13 protein-coding genes are annotated in these 14,030 nt (G+C 57.7%); 3 read left to right on the top strand and 10 right to left on the bottom strand.

The features are described from left to right. Positions 1-5: 5 nt before the first annotated feature. The 7 genes from V6582_RS00660 to V6582_RS00630 all read right to left on the bottom strand — a co-directional run bounded on the left by V6582_RS00660 (position 6) and on the right by V6582_RS00630 (position 8,083). The gene (locus tag V6582_RS00660; protein ID WP_337739362.1) at positions 6-1,853 is read right to left on the bottom strand and encodes a DUF2264 domain-containing protein; all 1,848 of its coding nucleotides are present in this window, start codon (positions 1,851-1,853) and stop codon (positions 6-8) included. A gap of 74 nt (positions 1,854-1,927) precedes the next feature. Beyond that, positions 1,928-3,208, bottom strand: a complete 1,281-nt coding sequence (locus V6582_RS00655) for an ABC transporter substrate-binding protein (RefSeq protein ID WP_156633658.1) — start codon at positions 3,206-3,208, stop codon at positions 1,928-1,930. A gap of 48 nt (positions 3,209-3,256) precedes the next feature. Continuing rightward, positions 3,257-3,967 carry a DUF624 domain-containing protein gene (locus V6582_RS00650; protein ID WP_156633659.1) on the bottom strand — a complete coding sequence of 237 codons (711 nt, stop codon included), beginning with the start codon at positions 3,965-3,967 and terminating at the stop codon, positions 3,257-3,259. Positions 3,968-3,979: 12 nt separating this feature from the next. Further along, on the bottom strand, positions 3,980-5,089 hold the full coding sequence (locus tag V6582_RS00645) for an ABC transporter ATP-binding protein (protein ID WP_156633660.1): 1,110 nt from the start codon (positions 5,087-5,089) through the stop codon (positions 3,980-3,982). Positions 5,090-5,103: 14 nt separating this feature from the next. Next, positions 5,104-6,276, bottom strand: a complete 1,173-nt coding sequence (locus V6582_RS00640) for a glycoside hydrolase family 88 protein (protein WP_156633661.1) — start codon at positions 6,274-6,276, stop codon at positions 5,104-5,106. A 4-nt stretch (positions 6,277-6,280) separates the two neighbouring features. Then, a complete protein-coding gene (locus V6582_RS00635) occupies positions 6,281-7,117 on the bottom strand; it encodes a carbohydrate ABC transporter permease (protein ID WP_156633662.1) in 837 nt (278 codons plus the stop codon). Between the two features lie 3 nt (positions 7,118-7,120). Then, complete coding sequence (locus V6582_RS00630) at positions 7,121-8,083, bottom strand: carbohydrate ABC transporter permease (RefSeq protein ID WP_156633663.1); 963 nt, start codon at positions 8,081-8,083, stop codon at positions 7,121-7,123. A 212-nt stretch (positions 8,084-8,295) separates the two neighbouring features. Here V6582_RS00630 and V6582_RS00625 point away from each other — a divergent pair, with 212 nt between their 5' ends. Both V6582_RS00625 and V6582_RS00620 read left to right on the top strand, forming a co-directional pair. Then, positions 8,296-10,104 carry a heparinase II/III domain-containing protein gene (locus tag V6582_RS00625; protein WP_156633664.1) on the top strand — a complete coding sequence of 603 codons (1,809 nt, stop codon included), beginning with the start codon at positions 8,296-8,298 and terminating at the stop codon, positions 10,102-10,104. Between the two features lie 11 nt (positions 10,105-10,115). After that, positions 10,116-10,901 (top strand): carbohydrate-binding protein, encoded by a 786-nt coding sequence (locus V6582_RS00620; protein WP_156633665.1) that lies wholly within the window; start codon positions 10,116-10,118, stop codon positions 10,899-10,901. A 4-nt stretch (positions 10,902-10,905) separates the two neighbouring features. Here the strand turns inward: V6582_RS00620 and V6582_RS00615 are convergent, their stop codons facing one another. The 3 genes from V6582_RS00615 to V6582_RS00605 form a co-directional block, all read right to left on the bottom strand. Next, positions 10,906-11,667 carry a FadR/GntR family transcriptional regulator gene (locus V6582_RS00615; protein ID WP_156633666.1) on the bottom strand — a complete coding sequence of 254 codons (762 nt, stop codon included), beginning with the start codon at positions 11,665-11,667 and terminating at the stop codon, positions 10,906-10,908. Between the two features lie 111 nt (positions 11,668-11,778). Continuing rightward, the gene (locus V6582_RS00610) at positions 11,779-12,036 is read right to left on the bottom strand and encodes a WGR domain-containing protein (protein WP_156633699.1); all 258 of its coding nucleotides are present in this window, start codon (positions 12,034-12,036) and stop codon (positions 11,779-11,781) included. A gap of 108 nt (positions 12,037-12,144) precedes the next feature. Next, a complete protein-coding gene (locus tag V6582_RS00605) occupies positions 12,145-12,585 on the bottom strand; it encodes an RbsD/FucU family protein (protein ID WP_349508863.1) in 441 nt (146 codons plus the stop codon). Positions 12,586-12,946: 361 nt separating this feature from the next. Here V6582_RS00605 and V6582_RS00600 point away from each other — a divergent pair, with 361 nt between their 5' ends. Beyond that, positions 12,947-14,008, top strand: a complete 1,062-nt coding sequence (locus tag V6582_RS00600; RefSeq protein WP_156633668.1) for an ABC transporter ATP-binding protein — start codon at positions 12,947-12,949, stop codon at positions 14,006-14,008. The last annotated feature ends 22 nt before the right edge of the window (positions 14,009-14,030 follow it).

Genomic DNA, 14,030 nt, shown 5'->3' with positions numbered 1-14,030 from the left:
GGCACTCAGCCGATATCGAAGGCCGCGACCCGGCGTCCAGACTCTCGAAACTGTTGCTCCAAGGCCTCGAGATCAGGGCAGGCGGGCGGGTTAGCAAGGGCCTCGTCTGCTTCACCTCCCAGCGGCAAGGCGAAGGCTGCCGTCACCAGCACGGTTTGACCCGGTTCGACTGCGCCACGCAATTGCGGCAGATTGGTTTTTGCCCATAAAAGATTGGTATTGGCAATCGGCACATGGGCGCGACCGGTGCGTTGGTGGTCGGATAGATCGACAATGGCGCTGATGTCCGTTTGCCCAAACCACACCGCGCGGCCAGCGCTTTCTTCCATACGGTCGCGGTTGAAGTCGGCGCGGGCAATGGCAAAGCCACCTTCGCTGGTCATCAGGCTGCGCGGCGTTGCAATCTGATGGATGCGGATATGCCAGGGATTTCGCGGCACGAGCCAGGTTTCGACGGTCACATCCGCCCAGGGTTTCCAGCGGGAATAGAGGCTGTCATCGGCAATCATCGCCTCTTCAAGCGTCTCGCGCATCCTAAAATGCACGCCGTCATCCGATAGGCCCAACATCCCATCAAAACTTGCCGCATCGAAATGACGATCATTGGCCTCGATATTGAAGGCATAGCGCGTCGAATAGACGAATTTGGCGTATTTCTCGTTGGAGCCGCGCATCTTGTCATGTTCCTGGCCCGAGGCGAGAATGACGACATTGCCCGGGGTGTGCATAGCCACCATGCCCGGCTTTTCGAGCGGCACAGGCGCATTGAAGGACGGCGCTTCGGTTTCCTGCGCCAGCCAGAACGGATGATTGGCGGGCAGGGCCAGCGGGAGAAAGAATTTCAGCGCCCAATAGGGCGAACCGGGCGAATTGTAGCTTTCGCTCATCAGCAGATTGGGATAGCCATAACCGACGGACAACACGCCATCGCGGTCGGCAATCGGCAATGCCGACCACCAGCGGATATGGCGCATGTAATAGCCCCTGATCTCACCCCATGGCAGGGCATCAAGATCTGCAAAGGCAAGCGCGCCCCAGAAACCGCCAGCGGCAAAACGGTAGGTCTGGCTGCGCCCGAAGGCGAGCGCAGCACCATCCGGGCCGAACCAATGGCGGATATCCCTGGCAAAGACCGTTGCGCGGTCGCGAAGACGGGTTTTGCGGGCCTCGTCGTCATTGGCAAGGACGGCATAAATCAGCCCGTAAAAATGCATGGCAAAGGGAATGTAGTGGTCCACCCGACGCACCGGCCCATCGCGGTACCAGCCATCACCGATATCGAATCCTTCCAGCTCATCGAGATAGGCAATGGTCTTGGTGTGGTCGAATTCTACTCCAACCCGCTCCAGTCCCAGATCGACCAGAACGCGGAAGAATTTCCAATTGTTATCGACGTACTCGCGATCTCTAGCCTTGAGCAGATAGGCTGAGATGGTGGTCTTGGCGGCATCGTCCAGAGGCTCCCAGATATGCTGCGGCACCATGGCGAGTGCAAAGCCGATGGCGGCGAGCTCCACCAGCCGTTGATTGCGATCAGAGACGTCGCCCCAATAGTCTTCGTGTTGCGGATCGGTGCCATGGGTCAGGCCACGTCGGTAAAGGTCCCAATGCGGAAAATCGCCACCGCCCGCCACAAAGGGAGCGATGCCCCAAAGCGGCCGGGCAAAGCCTTCGAGATCGGCAGCTGCATGATCGAAGATCGCGCCGGATGCGCCAAGCCTTACCCGTGCGCCGCCTTGCGAAAAATAGGGCAGGAGCGGCGTGAACAGGTCGAGCAGAGCTTTCGCCACATCGTCGCGGCTGCGCAACGGGTTGCCGTAGAGCGGATTGGCCTGGGCTGGATCGTAAACCACAATCGATATCCATGAACTATTTTGAATGAATTGGCCGCAGGAAGGTGTGAACCTGCGGCCAGGCTTGTTGTGGACTATTTGATCGCCTTCACACCGTCGTTCATCTCCTTCAGGCCATCGTCGATAGACGTGTTGTCTGTCATGATCGCGTCATGCACACGGTTCAGCACGACCTCGATTTTTGCCGCATTGGGACTGACCGCCATTTCCAGATAGGACTTGCCGGCTTTAAGCGCCGCCTTGCTGTTTTCGTCCTGTGGGAAGCCGGGCAGCGAGGTGATCTTGGTGCTGACATCGTCTGTGCGCACTGCGGGCAGAGTTCCCGTATCGGCAATGATTGCCGCGCCCTCAGGTCCAGTCACGAACTTGATGAAGTCGAGCGCCACGTCTTTGTGGGCTGAGTTGTTATTGACCGAAAGGGCCGCAATCTGCGCCGCCGTGGTGCCGGCTGCAACGCCGTCCGGGTGCGGGAACTTGACGATACCCCAGTTCTTGCTCTTGGATTCGCCGGACTTTACCTTGGCGATCTGGGTGCCGATAAACCAGGTGCCCATCGGTAGCATGCCGACCGTCCCGTTGAAGAACAGTGCCGAATAGTGGGTATTGGAGGTTTTCAGCGATGCATAGGACGGGATCGCTCCTTCCTTTTGAAGCTTCAGCGCCCGCGCGTACCAGGGCTTCAGAAAGGCGTAATCACCGCCGACCAGCGTGTGCTGACCATCCATGATGCCTGGAAGCTGAACGGCCGAACGCCATGTGTGCAGCAATGCGCCATAGGTCTTGTTGACCCCCATGCCACCCTTCAATTTTCCGGCGATCTCATCGAACTGCGCCCAGGTCATGTCATTGGTCGGGTAGGAAACGCCTGCCTTGTCGAAGATATCCTTGTTGTAATAGACCACCCAGAAGTCGGAGCGGAAGGGCAGGGCATAGACCTTGCCGTCGATGCTCAGTTCCTCGATAAGCCCGCCATATCCAGCTTTGTCGATCTTCTGCTCGGTCATGAAGCCCGAGAGATCGCCGATAGAGTTGGCCCGCACCAGGGTCGCGTAACCCGGCACGTCCTTGATGGTGACGACATCGATATCCTTGGCGCCACCGGTCAGCTGGGTGGCAATCATCTGCGTGTAGTCCTGCGAACCAAGATCCACCGGCTCGAATTTCACATTCGGATGTTTTGCCTGATAGGCTTCGATCAGCGGCTTGTAATAGGCCACCTTGTCCCAGTCCCACAACGCCCATTTCAAGGTGACGGGGGCTGCCGATTGTGCGAACGCACCGCCTGCCATGACGGTGGCCATTCCCAGAGCCGCAGTGGCAATGGTCAGCGATATCCCAAATTTCTGCCTGTACATTCTGTTCTCCTCCCTGAGTGTTTCCTCGACAGTGCCTCCCAGCGCTGCCTATAATATTTTCGTCGTCCGATACGCCGCATCAGGCCTGGTCAGAACCATTACCGCCGCCCGATGCGCGCCGAATGAAATAGCGAACATGCCAAGTGAAAAATTGATCATTGCCGGCATGAAGACGGAAACCGGGTAGAGCAGCACATGCACAAGCCAGAGTGCTGCGACAAACATCAGCGCCGCCACCGTCGGCAAGGGCCGCAGAAGCGTTGCCAGCGCCGATAGCCGCAGGATCTCCAGGACACCACGCTTGCTCATCACCGCAAGCACAATGAAATGCGCCGACCACACGCCCACGAAACCGGTTGCGACAAGGCTGACAGCCAGGGGCCCCGCGTAGATCAGGCTGTCGCGCACTTGGGCGCCATAGGCTGCGATGGCACAAAAACCAATCCACAGTGCCAGAGCGGTTGCCAGACCCCACACCGTTGCCACGACCAAATAGCGACGAAAGGCTTCGATGAAATCACGCAACAGATAGACGTTGCGGTCCTCTACCATGGAGCGACAAATACTGGCGGTGGCAAAGAGCGCAGCGGGCAGCGTGACGATGGGCAGCGCGGCCACCAGAAACAGAAGGTTGAGCTTGACCAGTTCCCACCATTCGCGCCCGATGATCTCGCAAAACAGCGCAAGGCCGGTGCGCTTCGGCGCATCCTTGGCGATGCCCTTTCCCTCTTTCGTCCAGATGGCCTCCAACCATTGCATCGTGTTGTCCTGTCAGTAGAGGATCGACCGCTCGGTCTGCGGATCGAACAATTGCGCATTGGTCATGTCGGCGGTGAGACGCACCTGCTCACCGAGTTTGGCCTTGAAGCGCGGCGACACACGGGCGACGATGGAGCGCCCGGCAACGACGAGATTGAGATGCACTTCCGAGCCCATCGGTTCGGCCAGTTCAACGACAGCCTCAAAGGGCGCGGTATTGGCCGGATCAATATCGCCGGGTGCCAGCTCATGAAAATTTTCAGGCCGTATGCCTAAAACGATGTCACGGTCCAGGTATGGCGCGATGCGGCTCTGATCGAAAGTGTTCGGCAAGGGCAGGGCATGATCGTTGAAGACGGCGACGAAACCATCCCCCTGGCGCCGGATCGTCGAGGGAAGCATGTTCATCTGCGGCGCACCAATAAAGCCCGCCACGAACATGTTGATCGGATGGTCATAGAGCCGCTGCGGCGTATCGACTTGCTGGATATGGCCATCCTTCATGACAACGATGCGGTCGGCCATGGTCATGGCCTCCACCTGATCATGGGTAACATAGATGAACGTGGCGTTCAGCCGCTTGTGCAGCTTGGATATTTCGGCGCGCATGGTGCCGCGCAGCTTGGCATCGAGGTTGGACAGCGGCTCGTCCAGCAGAAACACTTCCGGATTGCGCACCATGGCACGGCCCAGAGCCACGCGCTGCCGCTGGCCGCCCGACAGCGCCTTGGGTTTGCGGTTCAACAGATGGGTGATGTCGAGGATCTTAGCTGCTTCCTGGACTTTTGTCTCGATCACATCGCGCGGCGCTTTCCGCAGCTCAAGCCCGAACGCCATGTTCTTGTAGACGGTCATATGCGGGTAGAGCGCGTAATTCTGGAAGACCATGGCAATGTCGCGGTCCTTCGACGGAACGTCATTCATCAGGTCCTCGCCGATCAGCAATTGCCCGCCGGAGATCTCCTCCAGCCCCGCGATCATTCTGAGCGTGGTGGATTTGCCGCAGCCGGACGGCCCGACAAGGATGATGAATTCCTTATCCGCGATCTCAAGGTCGATATCGTGCACTACTTTCAATGCACCGAAGGATTTGTTGAGCTTTTTCAGCGAAATGCTTGCCATTTATCCCTCACGCATCACCAATAGGAAGACCAGTTGCGCGACAAACGCGTCAAAGCTTCCATGTAATAGTAGTCACCCCAGGACACGCACTCATCGACACCTTCGCCGCGGCAGGTGTTGTGTGGGGTCTTCTTGGAATAGGTGCCATGCAGGACAAGCCCGTTGGAGATGGACAGGTCCTTGACGGCATAGCGCTCGGCCAGGCTTTTCATCATTCGGCGAGCGAGATCGCGGTAGCGTGCGGCGTCCGCTTCTTCCACGAGATCGGCCATTTCCAGAAGGCCGCAGGCGACGATAGATGCAGAGGAGCTATCGCGCGGCTCACCGTCCTCTGCCGAAAAGATCAGATCCCACACCGGCACGAGATCGTCTGGAAGCCGTTGCAGATAAAAGCCCAGCAACCGCTCAAAAGCCTCGCGGTATTCGGCAATGCGCTCGTAACGATAGGACAGGGCCATGCCAGAAATACCCCAGGCCTGTCCGCGTGCCCAGAAACTGTCGTCGCTATAGCCCTGCTTGGTCACGCCGCGCACCGGAGCGCCGTTTACCGGGTCCATGTAAAACGTGTGATAGGTGGAGCAGTCACTCCGCACCGAATGGGCAAGCGTGGTGCGCGCATGGGAGAGCGCGATCTCGCGGTATTTTTCATCCCCTGTTTCGCCTGTCGCCCAGTAGAGCAGCGGTAGGTTCAACAGGCAATCGATAATGTAGCGATATTCGTTGGGATTGCCCTTGGCACCCCAGGCCTGGATGAATTGTCCAATGGGCTGGTAACGTTCGATCAGCTGATCGGCGGCAAGGAGTGCCGCCTTGCGCCCATCCTCGTCGCCCACCAGTTTCCAGGCTGCAATGCAGGAGGGCGAATAGAGAAAACCCATGTCGTGATGGTCAGTGGCGATACGGTTTTCGATGCGATGCAGGAAGCTTTGCACCTGGATCTGTGCAGCATAGCGAAACACCTTGTCGCCGCTATGCTCATAGGCAAGCCAGATTTCGCCGGGCCAGAAGCCCGCCGTCCATTGGTCATTCGCCACCGCCGGATACCGGTTGCCGACGCTGGAATGGTTCTGCGCCGCATAGGTGAAGTCAGGCAGGTTGCGCCGCACCTGAGCGACCGCGATGTCGAGCGCAATAGTCACCTCTTGATCGGTGATCGGCTGTGGTGCGTTGGAAAACATGGCATTCATGACATCACCCCTTCAGCCCGGTTGATGCGACGCCTTCGACGAAGAAGCGCTGCAAGGCGAGAAAGACAATCAGTACGGGAATGAGCGCGACAACGGACGCCGCCATGATCAGCCCGTATTCGGCGGAGTATTGCGATATGAACATGCGAAGCCCGATCTGGATGGTCTTCAGTTCGGTCTTGGTGAGATAGATCATCGGCCCCAGAAAATCGTTCCAGGTGGTGACGAAGGTGAAGATCGTAAGCGTCGATAGCGCTGGTTTCGACAGCGGCAGCATGATCTTCGCCCAGATCTGGTATTCGTTCATGCCATCAATCCGGGCGGCTTCGCAGAGTTCCGTTGGAATCGACATATAGAACTGCCGCATCAGGAAGACGCCGAAGGCTGTGAACGCCTGAAGGCAGATCAGCGCCAGATGGGTATTGTTCAGCCCGAATTCGCGCATCAGCAGAAATTGCGGCACCATATAGACCTGCCAGGGCATGGCGATGGTGGCGATATAGCCGAGAAACAGCGTGTTCTTGAAGGGAAAATGCAGTTTGGCGAAGGCATAGGCCGCGAAACTCGACGTCAACAATTGGAGAAGGGTGACGATGATCGTCAGCTTCGAGGTGTTGTAGATGAACAGCGCCAACGGAATCTTCGTCCAGATATCGACATAGTTCTGCCAGCGCGGGTGGGCCGGTATCCATTCGATCGGAAATACGAAGACGTCGCGGTCGAGCTTCAGCGACGCCGACAGCATCCAGGCAAACGGCAGCAACATGATGATGGTGACGGCGATGACCGTTGCGTAGATGGCAATTGTAGAGACCTTGATCCTGCGTCCGGCAATCCGCATGGCTCAGTCCTCCCTTTGGCGGCGGAACTGGATCACGGTGACCGCCAGAACCAGGAAGAACAGCACCAGCGAAATCATGCTGGAATAGCCGAGATCCCAGGAAATGAAGGCTTCGTTATAGATATGATAGACCAGCACGAGGGTCGAGGTTCCAGGCCCACCCTGGGTAATCATATAGACCTGATCGAACACCTTGAAGGACTGGATTGTCAGCATGACCGTGACGAAAAACGTCGTCGGGGCAAGCTGCGGCAGGGTGACATGCCGGAATTTCTGCCAGCCATTGGCGCCGTCGAGACCGGCTGCCTCGTATAATTCGGCATTGATGCCCTGTAGCCCGGCCAGATAGATGACCATGTAATAGCCCATGCTCTTCCAGATCCCGAACAGGATAACGGTGACCATTGCCCAGTGCCGGTCAGCCGCCCAGCCGGGCATGTCATTAGGGTCGAGGCCGAGCGTGTAGAGCAGCATGTTCACCGGCCCCATTTCTGGGTTGAACAGCATATTCCAGACAACGGCGACCGCGACCAGCGACGCGACATAAGGAAAGAACATCGCGGTGCGGAAGAAATCGCGACCACGGATTTTCTGGTTGAGCAGGATGGCGAGACCCAGCGCGCAGGCAAGCGTCGCAGGTACAGAGACAACAGTATAGATGACCGTGTTCCAGAAGGCGGCGATAAAGGCCTTGTCTTCAAACAGCCGCCAGAAATTGTCGAGCCCGGCAAAGGTGATCGGGTTTGAGCCGTCCCAATGCATGAAAGCCAGCGCAAAGGCAAACAGGATAGGGCCGAGCGTGAAAACGGCAAAGCCTAGGAAATTTGGAGCAATGAAGGAATAGGCAATCAGCGCATTTTCGATCCGCCGCCGGCGCCTGGACACGATCCGCACCCGGCGCTTCGAGGTCGCACCTTTGCCGTCCTCGGCGCTGCCGCCAGATAGAACCGGACTGATGACCGTCATCAGCTTTCCTCCCGCACGAAGCGTATCGTGCCATGCTCAAGCGTTCCATGCGGGGCCGCCTGTCGGTTGCACCCGTCTCCCGATCCCTGCATAGCATAGATCGTTTATTGGTCAAACAACTTCCGATAACATCAGACAAATTTACTGGAAAGGTGAAAATAGGTATGATAGCAGGGGATTGTCGGACCGCGAGGACGGGGGAGGTGGACATCATGTTCAGCGAGCATATCGGCAGCTTGCCGCCTCACCTTGCCGATTTCCAACCTGTCACAGGTGCTGACGTCCATGGGTTGCGGCAACGATTGGGTGCCGACCATCTCACCGCTCTTCAGGCCGCAGGCCGCGCCGCGCTGGAGGCTGACTGGCCGCAAATCCTCTCTTCTCATTACCGTGACTATACCCAGACAGGAAACCGCTCGCGCTTCGAAGACCTGTATTTCCGCCGCCGCCTGATGCTGAACGATTTGGTTCTGGCCGAATGCGCGAAAGGCAAGGGGGAGAGCGGCGGGGGCGACTTCATCGACGCGATTATCGATGGCGTCATCCTGATCTGCGAGGAGAGCGGTTGGCAATTGCCAGCGCATAATGCCTATGGACGCGGCGGTCCGCGCCAGCCACTGCCCGATCCTGATGATCCGGTGGTCGATCTCTTTGCGGCCGAAACGGCGGCGAACCTGGCAACCCTGGTTTGGCTGCTAAGACCTGCCCTTGCCAAACGCGATCCGCGCCTGCCTGCCCGCATAGAGCAGGAGATCCACCGCCGTATCATCACCCCTTATCTTACCCGGCATTTCTGGTGGATGGGGCAAGGAACCGAGCGGATGAACAACTGGACCGCCTGGATCACCCAGAACGTCCTGATCGCCACCTTTTCCCTGCCGACGAGCCAGGAGATCCGCCGTGCAGTGCTGGTCAAAGCGCTAGGTAGTCTCGATGCCTTTCTCAAGGACTATGCCGAGGACGGCGCCTGCGAGGAAGGCGTCCTCTATTACCGCCATGCCGCTCTCTGTCTGTTTGGCGCCATGACCGTGCTGGATCAGGTTGCGCCGGACCTATGCCGTCCGCTTTGGCAGACAAAAAAGATCCGCAACATGGCGGAATACATCCTCAACATGCATGTGGCCGGACGGCATTATTTCAATTTTGCCGATTCATCCGCAGTTCTGGAGCCCTGTAGCATCCGGGAATATCTGTTTGGCGAAGCGGTGGGCTCGAAGGTGCTGATGGATTTTGCCTCCGCCGATCTTCGACAATCCGCCGATCCACTGCTGTCGAGGGAGTGGAACCTCTGGTACCGGCTGACGGCGGCGACATGCTTGCCGGATGTTGCGCCTGCGCCCGAAAAGCTGGCGGCAAAAGGCGAAATTTTCTACCCCGGCACTGGGCTTTTCATTGCCCGCGACAGCCGTTTTGATCTGGCGGTGAAGGGCGGACACAACGGCGAAAGCCATAATCATAACGATGTCGGCAGCCTGACGCTTTACAAGGACGGACAACCATTTCTCATCGATATCGGCGTCGAAACCTATACGGCCAAGACTTTCTCGCCGCAGCGGTATGAGATCTGGACGATGCAGTCGGCCTACCACAACCTTCCAGCTTTTGCAGGCGTGATGCAGCAGGATGGACCGGAATGTGCCGCACGCGATGTCAAGACTGCTTTCGAGGTGGAGGAGGCCCGCATTTCGCTGGAGATCGCCGCAGCCTATCCGCAGGAAGCAGCGCTGCGCTCTTATCGCCGCAGCGTTAGGCTCATTCGCGGCAGCCATATCGAAGTTGTCGATGAGCATGACGGTGACAAGCCTGCGGTCCTGTCGCTGATAACCTGCGTTGCGCCCCGCGCGCAGGCGGGGCGGCTGATCCTGGATGGGCTCGGCGAAATCAGTGTGAGTGGTGCGGCAGAACCGATCATCGAGGTCATCGACATCGGCGATCCCCGGCTGCGGCAGGCTTGGCCGGACAGAATTTTCCGCATTCTGCTGCCGTTCGAGACAGCACGCTTATCGCTGACGATTACTTGAGGAGGGTGAGAATGAGAGTGACACTCACGGTGGTGGATGCTGCGGGCCAAAATCTGGCGCAGAGCAGTGCTGATCATGAAGCCTTTCTGGTCTATCGCCAGCCCTACCGTGACGGCGACCGGCTATTGGTCGAAGTGTCAGAGCCCGGTCATGTTCGCCTGGCGCTTGATGCCGCCATGGCACCGGCCATCCTCTATTTGCCTCAGGGCCGTTTCAGCTTTTCCATACCGTTCGGCACCAGGAAAATCGCCTATCCACCCCATGCATTTTGCGGAGATCTGCACCGGCTTCACGCTACGAAGGCGAGGCCGGAAGAGATAGCGGCACAGAGAAACCTTGCCTTTAACCCCCTGGATGATCAGGCCAATTCTCAAGCCTATCCGCATGTCGAGGCCAATGTCGAAACACGCGGGGAGGCGGCCTTCGCCGTTCGCAATGTCATCGATGGCGAGCGGGCCAATAACAATCACGGCTTCTGGCCTTTCACCAGTTGGGGGATCAACAGAGACCCGCAGGCCGCCCTGACCCTGTTTTTCGGCCGCCCGGTCACGCTCAGTGAAGTGGTACTCACTCTGCGGGCTGATTTTCCACACGATGCCTGGTGGGAAAGTGCCGTCCTGAGCTTTTCGGGTGGAGAAGAAATGCGGTTGGCGCTGATCAAATCCTCTGCCGCCCAGTGTTTTTTCCTGCCCGAAACGCGCACCGAATGGGTTCGGCTGCACAGTCTGGTGAAAGCTGACGATCCATCGCCGTTTCCGGCACTGACCCAGATCGAGGCTTGGGGGACGGAATCCTGAAAATTCAGGCCTCGCTGCCGATGCCGCGTAGATCGCGGAGCAGATCACGGTAGCGCAATTGGCTGCCGCGCAGATGATCCTGCATAGCGGTGCGAGCCGCTTTTTCGTCGCCGTCGGAAATCGCTACGACCACGGCCTGATGTTCTCTGTGGATGAGGCGGCGATAGGCAGTTTGTTCAGCCGCCCGGTTTTCCGCGACCACTTTGGACTGAGGGATGGCGGATGCGCCGTGCATCTCGAGAAATTGCGTAAACAGCGGATTATTGGTGGCCGCGGCAATCGCCATATGAAGGGCCAGATCGGCCTCGCGAATGGAGCGGTCGGCCTCGATACAGTCCAGCAATTTTGCATGGCAATCGAAAATCGCTTCCTCCTGCGCTGGCGAACGACGCAGCGCGGCAAGACCAGCGGCCTCTATCTCCAGCGGGGTGCGAATCTCCAAAACCTCGAGATCGGACGACAACCGGGCGCGATCCAGCTTCGACGGGTTTGAGCGTGATTGATGATGATTGAGGACGAAAATGCCGGCCCCTTGGCGCACTTCCACCAGCCCGTCGTAACGCAGGCCGGTTACGGCCTCGCGGATGACGGTCCGGCTGACACCATGAGCCTCGGTCAGTTCCATTTCGCTGGGAAGCCGATCGCCCGGCGCATAATCCCCGCCAAGGATCGCCTTGCGAAGGCTTTCGCTGACCTGTGCGACCAGGGAGCCAGCGCCCTTGGCGCGTGTTTTCACTTGACCGGTCACACCATCCACCACTTTCATACCCTGTCGCCAAAGGCAGAACAGTTTTCGTCCTTCTACGCAGAATATGTATGACGAATCGCACGAAAATTCAACTGCTCTGTAAAAGAGCATAAATATGTCTGATGTCTTTCAAGATAGACGACCCGCATCATGATAACCACGTTTTCTTTTCGTCCGCTCAAGGCGTGAAAGCACACGTTGGGCATCCTCCTTTCGATCGAAAGTCTCGATCAGGGTCTGGCCTGTCGTACCTATCCGACCCCAGTTGCGGATCACGGAAGCGCCGCCGAACAAGGTCGGTTGCAGTGCGAGCGTGTAAAAGCGCCGCATGTTTTGCGACGGGTCGATACGGCGAAGTTGGATGGGGCTGTTATTCTCTTTCTCCATGGCCAGAGTCTGGCGTGGTTCGATTGAAGCGTCCAACGAGTTATCTGAATCGATCCGGCCTAATCGATTCACACCTCTGATAGGTCATTCCGCCTTGGCGCCTTTGTATCAAACGACACCCTTGCTGAAAATAAAACATCCGTAGGGGCCGGGATCGGACGTTCTGACGATCGCAAAGCACGCCTTTGCCTCGGCGTAAAACGCGAAACGTTCCAGGGCGTCGATCTTCACCGGTCGTCCTTCCGCATGGTCCACCACGCGCTGGATGGCCGAAAAGATCGGCACCTGGCCACCGGGATCACCAACCACCTGCATCCTCTTCACCGGCGCGTCCACAAAGGTATCGAGGGGGAACAGCGTCAGGATCGCCGCCGTGGCAACCTCCAGGCCGCATCCAGAGAGATTGATGAGCTTGCCATATGTGGTGTACTTGGCAATCGTCTCTGCCGGATGGTTGATATCGCAGAGCACCAATTGGTCGCCGTGGCCCATCAGCATCAAGGCATGTAGCAATTCAGCGTTCAAAACCGGATCTATTCCCTTCAACACTGGCCTCGCCTTCCCTTTGTGGCCGTGAATTTCTTCACGATTTGACATTTTTTTGTGATGTTACCCAATACGGTGATGCTTAGACAGAACAGCACGAGGGCGATATTTACCGCAATCCATAGTTCAACAGAGCCAAAACTCCCGTTTCGACTGCGCTTCGATGAACATCGAAAATATTTAGGCGAAACGCAATAACGGACTTTACCAAAATAAAAGACTATGTGAAGTTCCCGGTGAAGACAGCGTCTTTCCGGACGCAAGGACTGGGACGGTGAGAGGGAGGTCTCCAACCGTTACGGTTTTCCGGAAACCCGCTTAAACGGCGTGCGCAAAGCACCCCGGCCTGGGAGGAGAACTGCTTTTGGCATCGATGAATATCGTCAATGTCGGCAAGGCCTATGGTAGCCTGACGGTTATCCATGGCGTTTCCGTCGAGATCCCTGATGGTGAATTCGTGGTTCTTGTTGGCCCGTCGGGATGCGGCAAGTCCACTTTGCTGCGCATGGTTGCCGGGCTGGAGCCGATCACCTTTGGCGATGTCGTCATCGACGGAAAGGTCGTTAACGATCTGCCGCCAAAGGATCGCGATATCGCCATGGTGTTCCAAAGCTATGCGCTTTATCCGCATAAGACCGTAGCGGAGAATATGGGTTTTGCGCTGAAGATGCGCGGTGAAACCAAGACATTCATTGATGAGCGCGTTCGCAAGGCAGCGGAAATTCTCGATCTGGTCCCTTATCTGGCTCGCTATCCCCGGCAGCTGTCCGGCGGGCAGCGGCAGCGTGTGGCGATGGGCCGGGCGATTGTGCGCGACCCGAAGGTTTTCCTCTTCGATGAGCCTCTGTCCAATCTCGACGCCAAATTGCGGGTCCAGATGCGGGCAGAAATCAAGGAATTGCAACGCCGTCTGGCGACGACGATGATTTATGTGACCCATGATCAGGTCGAAGCCATGACCATGGCGGACCGTATCGTCGTGTTGCGGGATGGTCGTGTCGAGCAGATCGGCTCGCCGCTGGCGCTTTACGATGCGCCAGCCAACATGTTCGTGGCTGGTTTCATCGGTTCGCCGTCGATGAACCTGATCAAGGGCCATATCCGGGCCTCAACAACACCGCTTTTCGAGACCGAAGAGGGCATCCGTTTGCCCTTGAATTCAGCTCCTGCGGGGTCGGACGGACGAGTGGCTTTCTACGGCATTCGGCCTGAGCATTTTTTGCTTGGCGGCGATGTTACCGCCAACGTCACCGTGCTGGAATCGACCGGAACGGAAACTCAGGTCTTTGCCCGGCTTGGTCAGCAGAAGGTCATCGGTGTGTTCCGCGAGCGTTTGGCAGAGCCGCCCGGACAGCTGATTGCCATGACGCCGAACCCGGCCATGGTCCATCTGTTCGACGGCGAAACGGGGTTGCGGTTGGAATAGAGTTTGTCAGGGAAAAGCGAGG

It is taken from the genome of Agrobacterium vitis, assembly GCF_037039395.1.
Classification (GTDB): domain Bacteria; phylum Pseudomonadota; class Alphaproteobacteria; order Rhizobiales; family Rhizobiaceae; genus Allorhizobium; species Allorhizobium vitis_E.
The sequence above is the reverse complement of the archived record's forward strand: the minus strand, read 5'-3'. Positions and strand labels throughout refer to the sequence as shown.